The following is a 17,426-nucleotide window of genomic DNA, read 5'->3' as shown; positions in this document are numbered from 1 at the left end:
TCCGGTCGTGACGACAAGATAGGTCGTCGGCATTTCAGGAAAAATGGTGTTATATCTCCTGGTATATCGGACTGAAACGCTCGAATGGAATGACACGATGGATCGTCTCAACGGGCTCCTGGCCTTCGCCCGCACCGCCGAATTCGGCAGTTTCGTCGCTGCAGGGCGGGCGCTCGGCATCTCGGCTTCCGCCGTCGGCAAGAGCGTCGCGCGGCTCGAACAGGAGCTCGGCGTGCGGCTGCTGCAGCGCAGCACGCGGCGGATTGGCCTGACGGAAGAGGGCAGACTGTTCAACGAGCGCGTGCGCCGCATCCTCGACGACATCGACGATGCCGAAGCGATGCTGTCGCGGACACGGGAAACGCCGCATGGGCGGCTGCGCATCCACTCCGATCGTCACCTATCATTTGCTGCTACCGGTGCTGTCGGAGTTCATGGCCCGCTATCCGGAGATAGAGCTCGACATCGATTTCAACGACCGGATCGTCGACGTCATCGACGAGGGCATCGATGTCGCGATCCGTAGCGGCGAACTGCCGGATTCGCGCCTTGTTTCGAGACCCGTTGCCCCCTTTCGCATGCTGCTGTGCGCGGCGCCCTCCTATCTGGATCGTCATGGCGCCCCCAGTGTGCCGGCGGATCTCACCACGCATTTCGGCATAAACTTCCGCTTCCTGAACAGCGGCAGGTTGCTTGAGTGGCCGTTCATGACCGGAAGCGCCGAACCGCAGATCCGCTCGATGCTGACCTGCAACAACATGGAAGCCTTGAAGGGCGCCACGCTCGCCGGCCTCGGCATAGCCTGCATGCCGGATTTCCTGGTGCGCGAGGCGCTGCACGAAGACAGGCTGCGTACCGTCCTCGACGTTCATGTCGACGGCCGTGGCCAGTTCCGGATGCTGTGGCCCTCCAATCGCCATTTGTCGCCGAAGGTGCGCGTCTTCGTCGACTTCCTTCCCGAGCGGCTTGCTGCGCGGTAGGCGTTCATCGCTAAATATGAATTTTATAATCAAGTTTATGTGGAAACGCCGCAGCGGCTGTGGCATGTCGCTGACGGCGGTGGCGCTGCGTCGCTTGCCGAATTGTTGCGAAGGACTGAGCGATGGACCAACTTAGCGCGCAAACCCGGATCAGCGACGCGGCGATCAGGTTGGTGATGGACCGGCTGCGCGCAGAGCACAGCGAATTCGAGATTGACACTGGCGTTGCCGACCAGTGGGAGCTCCGCCTCTACTACGGCTCGTTGAGCGCTACGCTTGATGATGAAAGCGTGCTGATCCGGGTCGCGGCGACAGACGAAACCTGCCTGTCCTACATGAAGATGACGGTCGCCGGCCATGTCGCCGAACATCTCGGCACGACCAAGGGCATCCATTGGCAAGGTGACGGCAGCGCCGCCGGTACGCCGGTCTTCTTCCGCGAGATCGCGGTGATGTCGTCAACGCGGATATCGGCGCACATGCAGCGCCTGCGCTTCGCCGGCAAGGATCTCGGCCGATTTAGCCATGGCGGCCTGCACATGCGGCTGCTGCTGCCGCCGCCTGGCCGCCGGCTGGTTTGGCCGACGATGGGCGCTGACGGCTTGATCGTCTGGCCTTCTGGCGACGATGCGCTTGCCGTGCGGGTCTACACGATCCGGGCGGTGGACGCCGCAAGCGGTTGGCTCGACGTCGATTTCGTGTTGCATCCAGGCCAGGAGACGCCCGCCGCCGCCTTCGCGCAAAGCGCACAGGCAGGAGACGTGATCGGCATGATCGGACCCGGTGGCGGCGACGCCCCGGTGGCGCAGACCTTGCTTCTGCTCGGCGACGACACCGCACTGCCAGCCATCGGCCGGATTTTGGAGCATTTGCCGGCGTCAACCCGCGCCGAGGCACTGATCGAGGTCGATGGCCCGGATGACCGGATCGCGCTGGCGCAAGGGGACAATATCGATATCACCTGGCTCTACCGGCACGGCCGAGAGGCCGGCACCGCCGGCCTGTTGCCAGCCGCCTTGCGGGAGCGCAGCCACATGGCGCTTGCCGACGGTCTTTATGTCTGGGCCGGATGCGAATTCGGCGATTTCCGGGAGATCCGCAAGATCGTGCGCAAGCAGTGGAACCTGTCGCGCGACCGGCACCTGGTCACCGCCTACTGGCGCCGGGACGCGCACAGCGTGGGCGAGGGCGGCGAGGAATAATCCGCGGCTTATGACCGTCTCCGGCGTCGGTTTTGCCTATTGTCTGACGCTTCTCGCCACCAGCCGCGCGACGCTCGGGCCGACCAACAGCACGATCAGGAAGCGTGCCGACTGCAGGGCCATGACGAAGGAGATGTCGACGTTCTGCGCTGCGGCGGCGATGATGGCGATGCTGTCCATGCCGCCGGGGCTGGTCGCCAGGTAGGCGGTCAGCGGATCGATGCCAAGCAGATGGCTGATCATGAAGGCCATGCCACCGCAGAAAGCGATCAACGCCACGATCGAGGCGATGATCTGCGGCAGAGCGCGCGCCGCATGGCGCAGGATCGCCCTGGTGAAGTTCAGGCCGATCGACCAGCCGACCATGGCGTAGCTGACCGCCAGCAGCCATTGCGGCAATTGCATCTCCACGCCCAAGCCGAGATGGACGACGGTGCCGAAGACGAAGGTGCCGAGAAAGAAGGGCGAAGGCAGCCGGCACAGCTTTCCCGCCAAGCCGCCGATAAACGCGATGCCGATGGTGGCGGCGAAGGCTTGGGCGTCGATCGGCGGGAACCAGACGATGGCGGGGATTTCGACGCCGGATGTGTCGACCCACATCTTGGCAACGAGTGCCGCCGTCATCGAGACGAAGATGACGCGCAGATATTGCATGAAGGCGACGAAACGCTGGTCAGCGCCGAAGGCACCGGCCATCAGCACCATGGCGGTGGCCGCACCCGGCGACGAGCCCCAGACGGCGGTGGTGCCGGGCAGGATGCGCCAGCGGCTGATCAGCCAGCCGAGCAGGCTGGAGGCCGTGACGGTTGCCACCACGACACCGAGAAACAGCGGCCATTCCTTGTAGAAGACCGGAAAGATGTCGGCCGAGATCGAAGCGGCTACAAGGCAGCCGACGATCGCCTGGGCGGCGCCGAACAGAAGGCGCGGCACGCGCACCGTGGCACCATTGGTGCCGGCGACGATGGCCGCCAGCATCGGCCCGATCAGCAGCGCCGCCGGCAGGGCCGCGAGTTCCAGCGCGCCGGCGAACAGCAGGGAAACAACCAGCAGGGCAAGCCACTGCCAGAGCTTGCGCATCCGCGCCATGCGCTCGAGTGTGGGCAGGTCCGGGGAGGGCTGCTCGGCCGAGGAATCCATGTTTCGCTCTTAGACCCGCAGGGCGAAAAATGCGAACCGCGGTTCATAGAAAACTATTGTTTCACCCGTCCAGGTGTCGAGTAACAGGTTTCATAAGCCGGCGTCGAACCGTTGCTCGATCTCATTGCGACCCATGCGGTCGAAATCGTCGGGGACGGAAAACTGGCCGGCCATAAAACCGACCCGTCGCGCCTGCAGAGCCGGTTGTTCGATCGGCACGATTCTGGCCAACGGCTTGCCGGCTTTGGCAATAACAAACGACTCGCCTTGGGCTGCACGTCTCACAAGGCGCGACAGATGGGCTTTCGCATCGCGAATGTTTACTGTCTGCGTCAAAGGTTGCTCCTCAAAGTTGGCATCGAACTCACCCCGTCTTGCCGTCGGCCAGGCCGAAGCCGCCGACAGGGTGGGTTTCGACCTGGAATTCGAAGCCGGCGATGAACGGCCGCGCCTTGGCGATCGCCGCCTGGACTTCGGGAAGCTGCAGCGAGGCCTTGTGGCTTTCGGCGTCGGTCCATACTTCGGTGACCCAGATCGCATCGGCATCCGCGGGGTCGCGGGCGATGATGTAGTTCAGGCAACCCGGCAGGGCGCCGGTGCTGGCGCGCAGGAGGTCGATGACCGCGTCACGCTGGCCGCGCGCCGCCCGCATCTTGCCGATCAGTCCGTACATTCCGTTGTCTCCCTTTGAGGTTTTCGACAAGAACATGCAGATCGCCAGTATGCCGATAGCCGCTCAAGGCATCAACTGGCCGCCATTCACCTCGATCACCTGGCCGGTGATGTAGCCGCTCAGAAGATCGGAAGACAGGAACAGATAGGCGCCGACGCAATCCTGCGCCGTGCCGGCACGCCCCTGCGGAATGGTAGCGATCATGCCCTTCATCTGCTCGTCGGTCGAATAGCGCTCGTGGAACGGCGTCAGGATAGTGCCGGGCGCCACCGCGTTGACGCGGATGCCGAAGCCGATCAGTTCCTTGGCCATGCCGCGCGTCACATTGGAGACGAAGGCCTTGGCCGAGCCATAAAGCCCGGCGCCGCCGCCGGCGCCATTGCGGGCGGCGATCGAGGAGGTGTTGACGATGAAGCCGCCCTGTTTCTTCAGCCACGGGATCGCCTTGCGCGAAGCAGTCAGTACCGAACGGGCGTTGAGGTCCATCACAGCGTCGTAATGCGCCTCGGTCTGCTCGGCATAGGGAATGCGGCCAAGCATGCCGCCGGCATTGTTGACCAGCCCGTCGAGGCGGCCGAAATATTGCGCGCTATCCTCGACGACGCGCTCGACATCGGCGGCAACGGAGAAATCGCCCTGAACGAGAAACACCTCGCCGCCCTTGTCGGCAATCGTCAGGCCGAGCTTCTCGGCGGCGTCTTGACTCGAATTGTAGTGCAGCGCCACCTTGCATTTCTGCGCTGCATAGGCCAGCGCGAGCGCCGCTCCGATGCCGGTCGACGCACCGGTGACCAGCACTGCCTTGCCGGCAAGATCGGGTATGCTGAGTGTGGTGGCTGGCACGGTTCTTCCTCCGGGACGTCTGCCTGTCCTTCGTAGGCCCTTGCCACCCCGGTGTTCAAGCCTTTGAGCAATTCAAGGAAACGTGTGAAACGGTTTCCCGGGAAAAGGAGTAGCGCTTTCCCTTGGGGAATTTGCGCCAAGCAAACCGCTCTACGGGTGCAGATAGGCGTAACCTTGGCCTTGCAGTTCGGCGAGTTTGACGACGCCGCCCTTGTCGGCGGCATGAAACCCGGCGAGCAGGTCGGGGAGCGAAATATCCATGCCTTGCATGGTGTTGGCGCAAGCATGGGATTCCAGCCCCTGCCGCACCAGGCCGGCGAAGCGCCCGGAAATCGCGGCCGATATTCCCTTCGACTTGAAGCTGGCCAAGGCCGGACCATGCACGACCAGCACGATGTCGACATTGCCGCCGGTGCCCTCATAGTGGTTCTTGATGTTGCCGAGCACGAAATTGACCTTGTCGGTGTCGCTCAAGTGGTAGGCGACTTTTTGCCTTGTGGGCTCGGTGGCGGCTGCCTGTGCTGCCCGCAAACCGAGAAGCGTTCCGGTTCCGGCAAGAACCGCGCGGAACATGTCGCGCCGACGCATGGCATCCTCCTTCGCTTGGCGGCCCGCCGCGAATTGCGTGGCTGCGGCCGCAATACTAGCATAAATTGACGTTGCGTCCTGTCGATGCGGAGGAGAGATCACGTGGCGTTCAGGGCAGGGGAATGGAAGACAATTGCTGGCGCGGCGCTGATTGCCACGCTTGCCGGCTCGGCCTTCGCCGATGATGCACTCAAGCTCACTGAACTCAGTCCCAACGGCACTGACGCCTGTTTCGGCCGCGTCTATGATGCGGCGCATCTCAAGGCGCACCCGAAGCAGAAGGTGGCGCGGATCTTCTTCTACTACGGCCATGATCCGGTCAGCCGGCCGAATGAAGAGCCGACCGTGAATTCCGACACTTCTTACAATGCCTTCATCGCCACCTCCGTGCGCGGCGCCAAGGCGCCGGAATGGGCCGGCGGCTGGTGCAATCATGTGTCGGAGGACGGCAAGACAGGCCCCATCCATTGCGGTATGGAGTGCGACCGGACGCTTGCATCGCTGAAGGTCGACGACAAGGGCCGGCTGCTTCTCTCGGATCTGCAGCCCGACATCTATCTCGATGCCGGATCGGAAGAGGAGCTTGGCGCAGCGGAGTATGACAGGCAGGCGCTCGGCTCGGAGGACGACAATTTCCGCCTCGACCCGATGCCGGCGGCGACCTGCAAGGCCGAGTTCGCGCGCATCGATCCGATCGCCCCTGCGCTCGGGGCTCCACTGCGCGAGCGGCTGAAGCCGGACCAGGCATTCTGCTATGGGCGCGACTACGATGCAGCGCATCTCGGCTCGCACCCCGATCAGCTCACCAAGTCGATCGGGGTTTTCCGCGGCCCGGTCGAACTGGCGTCGTTTGCTTCAGGGGGCGACGCAGCCAACTGGCCTGATGGCGCCGACATTGCCGTTACCGTCACCACACGGCAGAAATCGGCCAAAGTCACGCAGACCTATTCCTGCCAGGCCGAAGCCGACCAGTGGCGCTGCGCGGCCAGTTCGAAGATGAGCGATTTCTCCTGCGACATCGCGCAGAAGGAGATTTTCCTCAAGCGTGGTGCCGATGGCACGATGATGCTGGCCAATCCCAACAGTGCACTCGCGATCGTCGACCTGTGTTCGAAGGCCGCCGACGGCAAGACGAAATCCGACGACAAGGTCTATCGGCTGCAGCCGATGCCGCAATCGGCATGCGCTCCGTAAGCACCCAGCGTTTTCGTCATCCTATGGCGGAGCAAGGAGCGAAGCGACGCGGCGCAGACCATAGGATCCATGCCGTGACATCCGAGCGCTGCTGCGGTGCAGAATTCTGTTCCGCTGCACTCTGAGGCCAAGGTCGCGGCATGGATACTCGGGTCTCCGCGACGGAGCTTCGCTCCTGCTCCGCCCGTGGATGACGAAGTCGAGGGGCTTTGGCTAATTTTCCAAGGTCGTGACGGGAGACCGCCTCACGCAAACGGCACGGCCGTCGTGCCCTTGGGGAGCTTGGCCTCGTCGTCGGGCTCGACATGGATGGTGACGCGCACCGAGGGGATTTCGGCCTTCAGCGCGTCCTCTATCCGGTCGCAGATGACATGGCTGGCGCCGACCGACATGTCGGCATCGACGACCAGATGAAACTCGATGAAGGTGGCGCGGCCGGCGATGCGCGTCTTGAGGTCGTGCACCTCCAGCGCGCCCTTGCAATTGGCCGAGATGACGTCGCGGATGCGCATGTGTTCCTGGGTGTCGACGGCGCGGTCCATCAGGCCGTTCATCGACGAACCGATGACGTGCCAGCCCTGCCACAGGATGTTCAGCGCCACGAGGACGGCAAGTGCCGGGTCGAGAATCTGCCAGCCGGTCAGGATCGCTCCGACCAAGCCGCCGAAGACGCCGATCGAGGTGACCACGTCGGTCATGATGTGGTTGCCGTCGGCAACCAGCGCCGGTGACTTCTCCGCCCTGCCGGCGCGGATCAACGTCCAGGCCCAGAAGGCGTTGATGACTGTAGCGACGCCGTTGACGGCAAGACCTTCCCAGGGCTGTTCGAGCGGTGCCGGGGTCTGCCAGTGGCGCCAGACCTCGTTGAGGATCAAAAGGGCGGCGAGCACGATCAGCACGCCTTCCAGCACCGCCGAGAAATACTCGGCCTTGTGATGGCCGAAAGGGTGGTCCTGGTCGGCCGGCTTGTGGCTGACCTGGATCGCCCAGAAGGCTGCAACCGAGGCGATGACGTTGACGATCGATTCCAAGGCGTCCGAGTAGAGCGCCACGGAGCTGGTGACGTACCAGGCGGCAGCCTTCAGCGCGAGCACGACAAAAGCGACGATAATCGACCAGAAGGCGAGATTGGCGATTTTGCGCTTCGCGGCCGCCTTGGCCGCGATCGCCATCGTGTTCTCGGCTTCGGCCATGATCGTCAGGCGGCCTTTTCCTTGGCCTTGCGGGGCAAGTGGGCGACGATGTTCTCGATGATGCGCATGCCGGCATTGTGGCCGAGCGTCATGATCGATTCCGGGTGGAACTGTACCGCGGCGATCGGCTCCTTGCGGTGTTCGAAGGCCATGATGACACCGTCCTCGGTTTCGGCCGTGACGATGAAATCGTCGGGCAGGCGAACCGGATCGGCGAAGATCGAATGGTAGCGGCCGACGGTGACTTCCTTGGGCAGGCCGGAGAAGATGATGCCCGGCTTGGAAACGCGGATGCGCGACGGCTTGCCGTGCATCGGCACATGCAGCTGCCTGAGTTCGCCGCCATAGGCCTCGGCCAGCGCCTGCAGGCCAAGGCAGACGCCGAAGATCGGCAGGTCGCGGGCGCGCGCCTTCTTGATGGTGGCGGCGCAGTCGAAATCTTTCGGCGTGCCGGGGCCGGGCGACAGCACGACGAGGTCGGGCTTCAGCCGGTCGAAGACTTCCTCCGGCACCGGCGAGCGGACGGTCGAGACATTGGCGCCGGTCTGGCGGAAATAATTGGCCAGCGTGTGAACGAACGAGTCCTCGTGGTCGACGAGCAGGATGTTGACGCCGTCGCCGACGCGCGCGGTGGTTCGCTCGGTGCTGGCGGAATTGCCTGTCTTGGCGTCGCGAATGGCGGAGAGCATGGCGGATGCCTTCAGTTCGGTTTCGGCTTCTTCTTCCTCGGGAATGCTGTCGAACAGCAATGTGGCGCCGGCGCGCACTTCGGCAATGCCGTCCTTGATACGGATGGTGCGCAGGGTGAGGCCGGTGTTCATGTCGCCGTTGAAATTGACCATGCCGATCGCGCCGCCATACCAGGCGCGCGGGCTTTTCTCGTTCTGCTCGATGAAGCGCATGGCCCACAATTTCGGCGCGCCGGTCACGGTGACCGCCCAGGCATGCGACAGGAAGGCATCGAAGGCATCCATGCCTTCGCGCAGCCGGCCTTCGATGTGGTCGACGGTGTGGATCAGGCGCGAATACATCTCGATCTGCCGGCGGCCGATGACGCGCACCGAACCCGGCTCGCAGACCCGCGATTTGTCGTTGCGGTCGACGTCCGAGCACATGGTCAGCTCGGATTCGTCCTTCTTCGAGTTGAGCAGTTTCAGGATCTGCTCGGAGTCCGAAATGGCATCGTCGCCGCGCTTGATGGTGCCCGAGATCGGGCAGGTCTCGACGCGGCGGCCGTTGACGCGAACGAACATTTCGGGCGAGGCGCCGATCAGGTATTCGCCTTCACCCAGATTAATGAAGAAGGAATAGGGCGAGGGGTTGATTGCCTTCAGCTTGCGCGAAATCTCGGATGGCTGCGTCTCGCAGCGCTCGTAGAACATCTGGCCGGGCACGACCTCGAACAGGTCGCCGCGCTTGAACGAATCCATCGCCTTGCGCACCAGATCGGCGTATTCGCCGGGTTCATGGTCGCCGCGCGGCGGGATGCGGTCGGGGCTCTTGAACGGCTCGGCGATTTCGTCGCGCGGCAGCCCTTCGGTTGAAAACCCGTCGCCGGCATAGTCGTAGCGGTCGGTCCAGGCCTTGGCCGAATAGTGGTCGACGACCAGGATCTCGTCGGGCAGGAAAAGCACCAGATCGCGCTGGCTTGGCTTGCGCTCGAGCTTGTAGTCGACCGGGTCGAATTGGAAGGCGAGGTCGTAGCCGAAGGCGCCGTAGAGGCCGAGGTTGGCGTCTTCCTCGGTCTTGAACAGAGCGGTGATGGCGCGCAGGACCGTAAATACCGAAGGCACGCGGCTGCGCTCCTCTTCAGTGAAGACACGGCCGGGCTTGGCGACGTCGAGGCGGATCAGTTTCTCCGACGTCTCGGCGATGGTGACGTCGGCGAGGTCGCCCAGCGTCTTGCCGATGACCGGCAACAGCGTCTCGCCACGGCCGTTCAGCGCCTCGATGCGCATGGCACGGCCGCGCGCCGAGACGACCAGCGGCGGATCGATGATGGCGGTGTCCCAGCGCGTGTAGCGGCCGGGATATTCATAATTGGAGGAAAACACCGCACCGCGGCGCGAATTCAGGCCGTCGACATAGGCGTCAATCGCACCTGCATAGGGCCGGTCGTGGCGCGCGCGCGTGATGGTTATGCCACCCGCGGTCACGAAACTTTCCGCGCCGTTTTCCAGAACCTTCATCGTCATTGCCGTCTCCATCAGCTTCTTGGGCAACGGACCCGGGAATGGCTTGGAAAAAACAAATGGCCGCCCGGACTTTCCGTTGCGGCCACCCTCTCTTTTCACGCGCACGTGTTCGAACAGGCCGCTGTCAGCAGGCCCACCACCAAATGGTCTTGATCGAACGCATGTTCATGGCAAAATCCATAGCTGCGAAAGGGAGGATACGCAACAGGTTTGAAAAGCCTGTCCGGTGGCTGTCGCTTCTGCGCCTCATGGTACATCGCCAGAACCGGCTATGGCGCTTAGAATGTTCATCAACAGCAGGAAGACGAGAAAACAATCATGACCGAGCAGATCGAGCGTGCGCGGACGTTCCATTCCCTCCACGTCAAGGGAAACCCGATCGTTCTCTACAACGTCTGGGATCCGGGTTCGGCCAAGATCGTCGAGAAAGCGGGCGCCAAGGCGATCGCCACCGGAAGCTGGCCGGTGGCGGCCGCCTTCGGCTATGCCGATGGCGAGAAAATCCCGCTGGAGCTGGCGCTCGACAACATCAAGCGCATCGTCACTGCCGTCGACCTGCCGGTGACCATGGACCTCGAGGGTGGTTACGGCGTCGACCCGGAAATTGTTGCTCGCACGGTAACGTCGGCACTGCGGGCCGGCGCTGTTGGGTTCAATTTCGAAGACCAGGTTGTCGGTGGCAGCGGCCTGCACGACATCGCTGTTCAGGTAAAACGCATCGAAGCCGCGGCGGCGGCCGTCAAGGCTTCCGGGATACCGGCGTTCATCAACGCTCGAACCGACATCTTCCTCAAGGCGAAACCGGATGCGCATGATGACGCCCTGCTCGACCAGGCCATAGAGCGCGCACAGGCCTTCGAAAAAGCTGGCGCGCACGGCTTCTTTGCGCCGGGCCTTGGCGATGAGGGCCTGATCGAGACACTCTGCAAGGCAATCGCGTTGCCGGTCAACATCATCGCGCTGGCGCATGTGCCGCCGCGCCAGCGGCTGGCGGAACTGGGTGTCGCCCGCATCAGTCACGGCCCGGTGCCTTACCGGCAGATGGCCGAATGGCTGGAGGCGAAGGCGCGGCTGGCTATTTCGGGCTAGGCGGTGATGCTGCATGCAACGGGTTTGGGATTGGCCGAAGCCTCGCAACTTCGTCATCCACGGGCGGAGCAGGAGCGAAGCGACGTCGCGGAGACCCGAGGATCCATGCCGCGACCTCAGTTGAAGGGCGCAGCGGAACAGAATTCTGAACGTAGCGACGCTTTGAAGTCGCGGCATGGATTCTAGGGTCTGCGCCGCGTCGCTTCGCTCCTTGCTTCGCCCTAGAATGACGAAGCTATGGAGTGCTTCGGCAAACTACGAGGCAAAGCTTTCTCAATCTTCCAGCGTCCCCGACCGGGCGTCGGCGCTCTTCCTGTCGCCGACCAGCTTCAACAGATCCTCGCCGGCGCGGATGATGCGGCGCGAGCGGCGGGTCAGGATGATGCCATCCTGCGGCGCAAACACTTCGGTGCGGCCATCGGTTTCACCCGGTGCATGGACGATGGTGGCTAGGCGCGCGCCCTTGGCGACGCGGTCGCCGGGTTTCACGTCGTAGAGCACGGCACCGGCCCGTGGCGCCGGCATCATGTCGATGTTTTCCAATGGCGCCACGAAGCCGGTGAAAGGACCCGGCGCGGGCAGGGCGCTATCGGCGATCACGCCGCGTGCCGTCAGCAGCCGGTAGAGCCCGTCGGCGTCAGAGGCGGCCAAGGCGCCGTCGACATCGAGGATGCCGCGATATTCGACCGTGGTGGCGACGCGGCGGTCGAGCTTGGCTACATCAGCTGGGACATTCTGGTAGGGCATGATCGAGGCGCCCTCGAAGGTGCCGTCGGTGTCCTCGCTCCACAGCACGACTGCGTCGACGCCCATGGCCGCGGCGCAATCGGCCATATCAGGCCACAGGCTGGTGTGGACGTAGAGATAGGCGAGGCCCTCGTCATCGCAGTGCAGGTCGAGCACGATGTCATGGCCGAACGACAGCTGCACCAGCCGCGTCTTCAGCCGCTGGTCGACGCTGCCAAGGGTGGTGTCGGGCAAGAGGGCTGTGTCGGGCGCGGCGAGCAGCGGAAAGCCGCGGTTGAAATTGGTGCGCGTGCCGAGATGGAAGCGGCCCTGATGCTCGCCGAAATGATATTGCGCCCGGCCGACAGGGTTGGCCCAGGGCACGACGGTGAGGTTGCCCTTGATGCGGCCTTCGGCCTCCGCCCTGGCGAGCATCGGCATCAGCGCGTCGATGGCGACGACGCCCGGCAACTCACCGGCATGGAGCGCCGCCTGCAGATAGGCCGAAGGAGCAGCCTTGTCGGAACCAGTGAAGCGGAACAGCGGGAATTCGTAGCAAACCCCTTCGCTTTCGCCGGCGATGCGCTCGATCGATTTCTGCATGACTTCCTCCATCAAGGACCAGAAGACATGCGATTTGAAGGCGCCTATGTCGATTGGTCCAGCCCGCCGCGCTATGGGCGCAAGAGACTATTCAGCCGGGAGCGGGATGACCGGCGCGCGCCGGTCCAGCGCCTGCGACAGCACGGCGACGGTGACCGCCAACAAAGCGAGTGCTGCGCCGACCAGCGGCAAATTGGCATAGGAAACACCGGCGGAAAGGGCTACGCCGCCGATCCAGGCGCCGCTGGCATTGCCGACATTGAAGGCGCCCTGGTTCAGCGTGGCGGCGAGGTTCGGTCCCTCGGAGGCCGCCTCGACGACCCGGATCTGCAGCGGCGGCACGACGACGAAGATGAGCAGGCCCCACAGGAAGACGATGCCGACGGCAACGCTGGCGATTGCGCCGAACTGCCTGAAGCCAACGAAAAGCAGGGCCATCAGCAGCAGCGTGCCGATCACTGTCGGCATCAGTTTCCAGTCGGCCAGTCTGCCGCCGATAATGTTGCCGATGGTCATGCCCGCGCCGAACAGCAGCAGAACCCACGTGACTGCCGAGGTCGACAAGCCCGACACCTCGGTGAGGTAGGGTTTGATGTAGGTGAAGACGGTGAACAGGCTTGCGGAAGTCAGCGCCGCGATCAGCATGGCCAGCCAGACCTGCAGCTTGCCCAGCACGCGCAGTTCGCCGCGCAAGCCGCCACCGCTTGGCTGGGCGACATCGGACGGCACCAGCCAGGCGATCGCTGCCACCGAGATCAGGCCGATACCGACCACGGCAACGAAGGTGGAGCGCCAGCCGAAGGCTTCGCCAAGTGCGGTTCCGGCGGGAACGCCAAGGATGTTGGACAGCGTCAGCCCGGCGAACATCAGCGCGATGGCGCTGGCGCGTTTGTTGCGCGGCACCAGGCTGGCGGCAACGACCGAGCCGATGCCGAAGAAGGCGCCATGGCCGAACGCGGTGAAAACGCGCGCGGCCATCAGCGTCCAGTAGTTGGGCGAGATGGCGCAAAACAGATTGCCGACGACGAACAGCACGGCCAGCCCGACCAGCACCGGCTTGCGCGGCAAATGCGCGGTGGCCATCGCGACGATCGGGGCGCCGAAGACGACGCCCAGCGCATAGCCGGTGACCAGCAGACCCGCCGAAGGGATCGACACGCCGAGGTCGGCCGCGACCTCGGGCAGCAGGCCCATGATGACGAATTCGGTGGTGCCGATGCAGAAGGACGCAATGGCAAGCGCAAGGATCGGCAAGGGCATGGGGCGTCCAGACTGAATCGGTTCAAATCCAGACTGCGCGAAGGACGCCGCCGTGCGCAAGCGGCATTGCTGCATTGCAGCGATGCAGAAAAGGAAGAGCTTTGAAATGGGTCGCCAACAGGCTGTCAAGCCAGCGGCTTCAGTTCCTGAGCAATGGTGGGCAACAGTTCCGAGACATTCGGGTGGATATGCACGGCACGCGCGAGCGTGTCGACGGGCGCCTTGGCGTACATCAGGTCGAGCACGCAATGGATAACCTCGTCGCCGCCGGGTCCGAGCACCGAGCAGCCGAGGATCTCCCTCGTGTCTGCGTCGACCAGGATCTTCATGAAACCCTGCGTCTCGCCCTTTTCGATAGCGCGGCCGACGCGGGTCATCGGCCGCTGGCCGACCAGCGCGCGACGGCCGGATTTCTTCACCGCGGCCTCGGTCATGCCGCAGCGGCCGAGCGGTGGGTCGATGTAGAGCGCATAGGCTTCGATGCGATCACTGACCTTGCGCGGATCATTGTCCAGCAGGTTGGCGGCGACGATCTCGTAGTCGTTGTAGGAGGTGTGGGTGAAGGCGCCCCTGCCGTTGCAGTCGCCCATCGCCCAGATGCCGGGCACGCTGCTGCGCAACTGGTCGTCTACAGAGACGAAGCCGCGCTTGTCGACCTCCACGCCAGCCCTCTCCAGGCCGAGGTCATCGGTGTTGGGCGTCCGCCCCAGAGCCAGCAGCACGTGAGAGCCGACCACCGGCGGTTTGCCGGCGGAGAAGGTCACGGCAATGTCCTGGCCTTGTCTGGCGAAAGCGATGTCGTCGGCGCCGAGATGGACCGCGATGCCTTCGTTTTCGAGGATCGACAGGATGGCGGCAGAGACGTCCTCGTCCTCGCGGCCGGTCAGGCGTGGGCTCTTTTCGATGACTGTGACCTCCGAGCCGAAGCGGCGGAACATCTGTGCGAATTCGAGCGAGATGTAACTGCCACCGACGACGATGAGATGGCGCGGCAGCACGTCGAGATTCATCATCGAGGAATTGGTCAGATAGTCGATGTCGTGGATGCCGGGCAGGTCTGGGACCGAGGCGCGGCCGCCGGTGTTGAGGAAGATATTTTCGGCGGTCAGCAGATCGTCGCCGACGCGCACCGTGTTGGCGGATTCGAAACGCGCATGGCCGCGATAGAGGGTGCATTTGTCCATGCCGGCAATCCAGGTCTCGAGATTGGTGCGAGCGTCGATCGTCACCTTGTCCTTGCGCGCCTTGATCCTGGCATAGTCGACGCCGACGGGGCCACTGAGCGTCACGCCGTAGTCGGCGGCGCGGCGCGCCAGATGCGCGGCATAGGCGCTGGCGACCATGGTCTTGGTCGGCATGCAGCCGGTGTTGACGCAAGTGCCGCCGACCAGCTTGCGCTCGATCAGCGCCACGCTCCTGCCGGCGGCCGTCAGCCGGCCGGCCAGCGGAGGGCCAGCCTGTCCGGCACCGATGATGATGGCGTCGAAGGTTTTCGTCGTCATGCCACCGCAGCCACGATCAGCAGACCGCCGATGATCGCCACCGCGTCCTCGATGAAGGCGGCGGGCGGATCCTTGCCGAAGGCGGCTGCGAGCCGGCCGCGAGCTTCAGCGCCGCCCAGCGTGCCGATGACAGCGCCGATGGCGCCGGCAATCAAGCCGCCGATGGTGGCGCCGCCTGTCGCGCCGATCACCGCGCCGGTGAAGGCGCCCATGACGATGCGGGCGCCGAATTGCTGCGGCACTTTACGGCTCGGCGTCGACGGCAACTGGTCGGTGACCAGTTCGACGATGGCCAGGATGGTGAAGATGCCGACAGCCGCCCAGTGATTCATGAAGCTCGCCCAGGTGCCGGCAACCGGCAGCCAGCCGAGATAAGCGCCCCAGGCAACGGCAGCCGGCGCCGTCATGGCGCGAAGACCGGCAATGACGCCGATCAGAAGTGCGAGAATGTAGAGCATGGTCGATCCCCCTCGATCACCGGGCCAAGACGGCCTTGAGACACAGGCTACCATAGGTCCAATATTTGGCCAGTACTGGCATCGGCGCTTTTCTGTTGGCCGCACTTGTGCTTTGCAAGGACGTGAACTGGAGACGCGTCATGGTCGAAAGCGAGCGCGTGAAGATGGCGGCCGGCGAATGGTACACCTGCCTCGATGATGAGCTGGAGTCCTTGCGTGTTGTCGCGCGTGACGCGGTGTTCGAGCACAATTGCCTGCCGCCGCGGCAGCGCGGCAATCTCGGGCCGGGCTTGAAAACTTTGCTCGGCAACGCCGGTGAGGGCGCCCGCATCGAGGCGCCGTTCCACTGCGCCTATGGCTTCAACATCTTTCTCGGCGACGGGGTCTTTCTCAATGCCGGCTGCACCATCCTCGACACAGCGAGTGTGCGCATCGGCAAGGGAACGCTGCTCGGTCCCAATGTGCAGATCTATTGCGCCGAGCATCACAAGGAGGCCAGTGGGCGGCAGGCCGGACTGGAGATCGCCCGACCCGTCGAGATCGGCGCCAATGCCTGGATCGGCGGCTCAGCCGTCATCCTTGGCGGCGTCAGCATTGGTGAAGGTGCCATCGTCGGTGCGGGGGCGGTGGTAACGCGCGACGTGGCTGCGAACACCACGGTGCTCGGCAATCCGGCGCGGGCGATCAAGCGAGGCTGAACAGGTCAGGACGATAGGACGTACGTCATGCGCTCGTCCTGATCGGTCCTTCTGGAGAATTCCCGCCGGTATTGCGCCGGCGATGTCTTGAGCCGTGCCGAAAAATGCTGGCGCAGCGAGGTGGCGCTGCCGAAGCCGGCTTCGAAGGCCACTATGTCCATGGATTTCTCCGTCGCTTCCAGCAAACGCTGCGCCAGTTCGATCCGCTGGCTGGTCAGCCAATCGCCAAAGCTGGCGCCGATCGATTTCTGAAAGCGACGGGTAAAGGTGCGGCGGGTCAGGCCAGCGGCCTCGGCGACGCTGTCGAGGCTATGCGTCTCGCCAAGCGTCGCACGAACTGAGTCCAGGGCCTGGGTGAAGCGGTCGGCGTCGGCGCTTCTTGCCACCGGATGCTCGATGAATTGCGCCTGCCCGCCCTGCCGATGCGGAGAAAGAACGATCTGGCGGGCGAGCCGCAATGCCGCTTCCGCGCCGTAGCGGGCGCGCACGATGTGGAGACAGCAGTCGAGACCGGCGGCGACGCCGGCCGAGGTCACGATGTCGCCATTGTCGACATAGAGCACCGAAGCGTCGACGGCGACGTCGGGATGGAGTTTCTGCAACTGTTCGGAATAGGCCCAGTGCGTAGCGGCACGACGGCCCGAAAGCAGCCCGGCCGCGGCAATGGCGAAGGTTCCGAGGCACAGGCCGACGATCAAGGCGCCGCGTTGGTGCGCCCGGCGCAACGCCTCCATCAGCGGCGGCGATGCCGGCTCGCCGAGATGATGCCAGCTTGGAATGATGACGATATCGGCGCCGTCGAGGCCTTCGAGCCCATGCGGCGCGGCAATTGTCAGTCCGGCCTCGGTGTGGATCGGGCCGGGCTTGACCGCGCAGATGCGGAAGTCGAAGCGCGGCAGGCCAAGCGCCGTCCTGTCCTCTGCGAAGACCAGGCAGGGCACGGAAAGATGGAACGGGCTGATGCCGTCGAAGGCGAGGACGGCAATGATCGGGTCGGTCATGGGTGCTTCCGGCAGTTGAATGCGATTGTCCCAATTCTTTCGAATGATGTCAATTGGGCCACTTTCGGCAACCCAGCCACC

At 64.0% G+C, this 17,426-nt stretch carries 16 protein-coding genes and 1 pseudogene; 5 read left to right on the top strand and 12 right to left on the bottom strand.

The genetic code is table 11. From position 1 onward, the window contains the following. Window positions 1–97: 97 nt before the first annotated feature. A pseudogene (locus tag NKJ00_RS13960) lies at window positions 98–980 on the top strand (LysR family transcriptional regulator). Window positions 981–1,102: 122 nt separating this feature from the next. Next, the gene (locus NKJ00_RS13955; RefSeq protein WP_352630068.1) at window positions 1,103–2,182 is read left to right on the top strand and encodes an SIP domain-containing protein; all 1,080 of its coding nucleotides are present in this window, start codon (window positions 1,103–1,105) and stop codon (window positions 2,180–2,182) included. 36 nt (window positions 2,183–2,218) lie between these two features. Here NKJ00_RS13955 and NKJ00_RS13950 read toward each other — a convergent pair whose 3' ends face one another. The 5 genes from NKJ00_RS13950 to NKJ00_RS13930 form a co-directional block, all read right to left on the bottom strand. Continuing rightward, entirely contained in the window at window positions 2,219–3,322 is a 1,104-nt protein-coding gene (locus tag NKJ00_RS13950; protein WP_352610512.1) for an AbrB family transcriptional regulator, read from the bottom strand. Window positions 3,323–3,412: 90 nt separating this feature from the next. Continuing rightward, window positions 3,413–3,658 (bottom strand): type II toxin-antitoxin system Phd/YefM family antitoxin, encoded by a 246-nt coding sequence (locus NKJ00_RS13945; protein ID WP_023809887.1) that lies wholly within the window; start codon window positions 3,656–3,658, stop codon window positions 3,413–3,415. 28 nt (window positions 3,659–3,686) lie between these two features. Further along, window positions 3,687–3,995, bottom strand: coding sequence for a putative quinol monooxygenase (locus tag NKJ00_RS13940; protein WP_127290228.1), 309 nt, complete (start codon window positions 3,993–3,995; stop codon window positions 3,687–3,689). A gap of 63 nt (window positions 3,996–4,058) precedes the next feature. Then, window positions 4,059–4,838, bottom strand: coding sequence for an SDR family NAD(P)-dependent oxidoreductase (locus NKJ00_RS13935; RefSeq protein WP_352610511.1), 780 nt, complete (start codon window positions 4,836–4,838; stop codon window positions 4,059–4,061). Between the two features lie 150 nt (window positions 4,839–4,988). After that, window positions 4,989–5,426, bottom strand: a complete 438-nt coding sequence (locus NKJ00_RS13930; protein ID WP_023809884.1) for a DsrE family protein — start codon at window positions 5,424–5,426, stop codon at window positions 4,989–4,991. A 102-nt stretch (window positions 5,427–5,528) separates the two neighbouring features. On the opposite strand from NKJ00_RS13930, the gene NKJ00_RS13925 reads away from it, so the two are divergent. Next, window positions 5,529–6,620 (top strand): hypothetical protein, encoded by a 1,092-nt coding sequence (locus tag NKJ00_RS13925; protein ID WP_352610510.1) that lies wholly within the window; start codon window positions 5,529–5,531, stop codon window positions 6,618–6,620. Between the two features lie 245 nt (window positions 6,621–6,865). On the opposite strand, the gene NKJ00_RS13920 is transcribed toward NKJ00_RS13925, so the two are convergent. Both NKJ00_RS13920 and NKJ00_RS13915 read right to left on the bottom strand, forming a co-directional pair. Further along, a complete protein-coding gene (locus tag NKJ00_RS13920) occupies window positions 6,866–7,813 on the bottom strand; it encodes a cation diffusion facilitator family transporter (RefSeq protein WP_352610509.1) in 948 nt (315 codons plus the stop codon). Between the two features lie 5 nt (window positions 7,814–7,818). Next, window positions 7,819–10,008 (bottom strand): anthranilate synthase, encoded by a 2,190-nt coding sequence (locus NKJ00_RS13915; protein WP_352610508.1) that lies wholly within the window; start codon window positions 10,006–10,008, stop codon window positions 7,819–7,821. Between the two features lie 318 nt (window positions 10,009–10,326). Between NKJ00_RS13915 and NKJ00_RS13910 the strand changes: the two genes are divergently transcribed. Then, window positions 10,327–11,097, top strand: a complete 771-nt coding sequence (locus NKJ00_RS13910) for an isocitrate lyase/PEP mutase family protein (protein WP_023809880.1) — start codon at window positions 10,327–10,329, stop codon at window positions 11,095–11,097. Window positions 11,098–11,370: 273 nt separating this feature from the next. Here the strand turns inward: NKJ00_RS13910 and NKJ00_RS13905 are convergent, their stop codons facing one another. The 4 genes from NKJ00_RS13905 to NKJ00_RS13890 form a co-directional block, all read right to left on the bottom strand. Next, window positions 11,371–12,426: a succinylglutamate desuccinylase/aspartoacylase family protein gene (locus NKJ00_RS13905; protein WP_352553384.1), complete on the bottom strand. Its 1,056-nt coding sequence runs from the start codon at window positions 12,424–12,426 to the stop codon at window positions 11,371–11,373. A gap of 87 nt (window positions 12,427–12,513) precedes the next feature. Next, window positions 12,514–13,686 (bottom strand): MFS transporter, encoded by a 1,173-nt coding sequence (locus NKJ00_RS13900; RefSeq protein WP_292702147.1) that lies wholly within the window; start codon window positions 13,684–13,686, stop codon window positions 12,514–12,516. Window positions 13,687–13,811: 125 nt separating this feature from the next. After that, window positions 13,812–15,188, bottom strand: coding sequence for an FAD-containing oxidoreductase (locus tag NKJ00_RS13895; RefSeq protein ID WP_352610507.1), 1,377 nt, complete (start codon window positions 15,186–15,188; stop codon window positions 13,812–13,814). Then, entirely contained in the window at window positions 15,185–15,646 is a 462-nt protein-coding gene (locus NKJ00_RS13890) for a DUF4126 domain-containing protein (protein ID WP_352610506.1), read from the bottom strand. Before NKJ00_RS13890 ends, NKJ00_RS13895 begins: the two co-directional genes overlap by 4 nt. Before the next feature lie 140 nt (window positions 15,647–15,786). Here NKJ00_RS13890 and NKJ00_RS13885 point away from each other — a divergent pair, with 140 nt between their 5' ends. Beyond that, window positions 15,787–16,344, top strand: a complete 558-nt coding sequence (locus NKJ00_RS13885; protein WP_352610505.1) for a sugar O-acetyltransferase — start codon at window positions 15,787–15,789, stop codon at window positions 16,342–16,344. 5 nt (window positions 16,345–16,349) lie between these two features. Here NKJ00_RS13885 and NKJ00_RS13880 read toward each other — a convergent pair whose 3' ends face one another. Next, a complete protein-coding gene (locus NKJ00_RS13880; protein WP_352610504.1) occupies window positions 16,350–17,345 on the bottom strand; it encodes a GlxA family transcriptional regulator in 996 nt (331 codons plus the stop codon). Window positions 17,346–17,426 lie beyond the last annotated feature (81 nt).

It is taken from the genome of Mesorhizobium sp. M0227, assembly GCF_040321855.1.
In the GTDB taxonomy this organism is placed as follows: domain Bacteria; phylum Pseudomonadota; class Alphaproteobacteria; order Rhizobiales; family Rhizobiaceae; genus Mesorhizobium.
The sequence above is the reverse complement of the archived record's forward strand: the minus strand, read 5'-3'. Positions and strand labels throughout refer to the sequence as shown.

Excerpts from the sequence above, each read along its gene's own strand:
- NKJ00_RS13890 (WP_352610506.1), bottom strand. The coding sequence starts at position 15,646 with ATGCTCTACATTCTCGCACTTCTGATCGGCGTCATTGCCGGTCTTCGC.
- NKJ00_RS13950 (WP_352610512.1), bottom strand. The coding sequence starts at position 3,322 with ATGGATTCCTCGGCCGAGCAGCCCTCCCCGGACCTGCCCACACTCGAG.
- NKJ00_RS13905 (WP_352553384.1), bottom strand. The coding sequence starts at position 12,426 with ATGCAGAAATCGATCGAGCGCATCGCCGGCGAAAGCGAAGGGGTTTGC.
- NKJ00_RS13885 (WP_352610505.1), top strand. The coding sequence starts at position 15,787 with ATGGTCGAAAGCGAGCGCGTGAAGATGGCGGCCGGCGAATGGTACACC.
- NKJ00_RS13955 (WP_352630068.1), top strand. The coding sequence starts at position 1,103 with ATGGACCAACTTAGCGCGCAAACCCGGATCAGCGACGCGGCGATCAGG.
- NKJ00_RS13930 (WP_023809884.1), bottom strand. The coding sequence starts at position 5,426 with ATGCGTCGGCGCGACATGTTCCGCGCGGTTCTTGCCGGAACCGGAACG.
- NKJ00_RS13915 (WP_352610508.1), bottom strand. The coding sequence starts at position 10,008 with ATGACGATGAAGGTTCTGGAAAACGGCGCGGAAAGTTTCGTGACCGCG.
- NKJ00_RS13880 (WP_352610504.1), bottom strand. The coding sequence starts at position 17,345 with ATGACCGACCCGATCATTGCCGTCCTCGCCTTCGACGGCATCAGCCCG.
- NKJ00_RS13895 (WP_352610507.1), bottom strand. The coding sequence starts at position 15,188 with ATGACGACGAAAACCTTCGACGCCATCATCATCGGTGCCGGACAGGCT.
- NKJ00_RS13910 (WP_023809880.1), top strand. The coding sequence starts at position 10,327 with ATGACCGAGCAGATCGAGCGTGCGCGGACGTTCCATTCCCTCCACGTC.
- NKJ00_RS13920 (WP_352610509.1), bottom strand. The coding sequence starts at position 7,813 with ATGGCCGAAGCCGAGAACACGATGGCGATCGCGGCCAAGGCGGCCGCG.
- NKJ00_RS13900 (WP_292702147.1), bottom strand. The coding sequence starts at position 13,686 with ATGCCCTTGCCGATCCTTGCGCTTGCCATTGCGTCCTTCTGCATCGGC.
- NKJ00_RS13940 (WP_127290228.1), bottom strand. The coding sequence starts at position 3,995 with ATGTACGGACTGATCGGCAAGATGCGGGCGGCGCGCGGCCAGCGTGAC.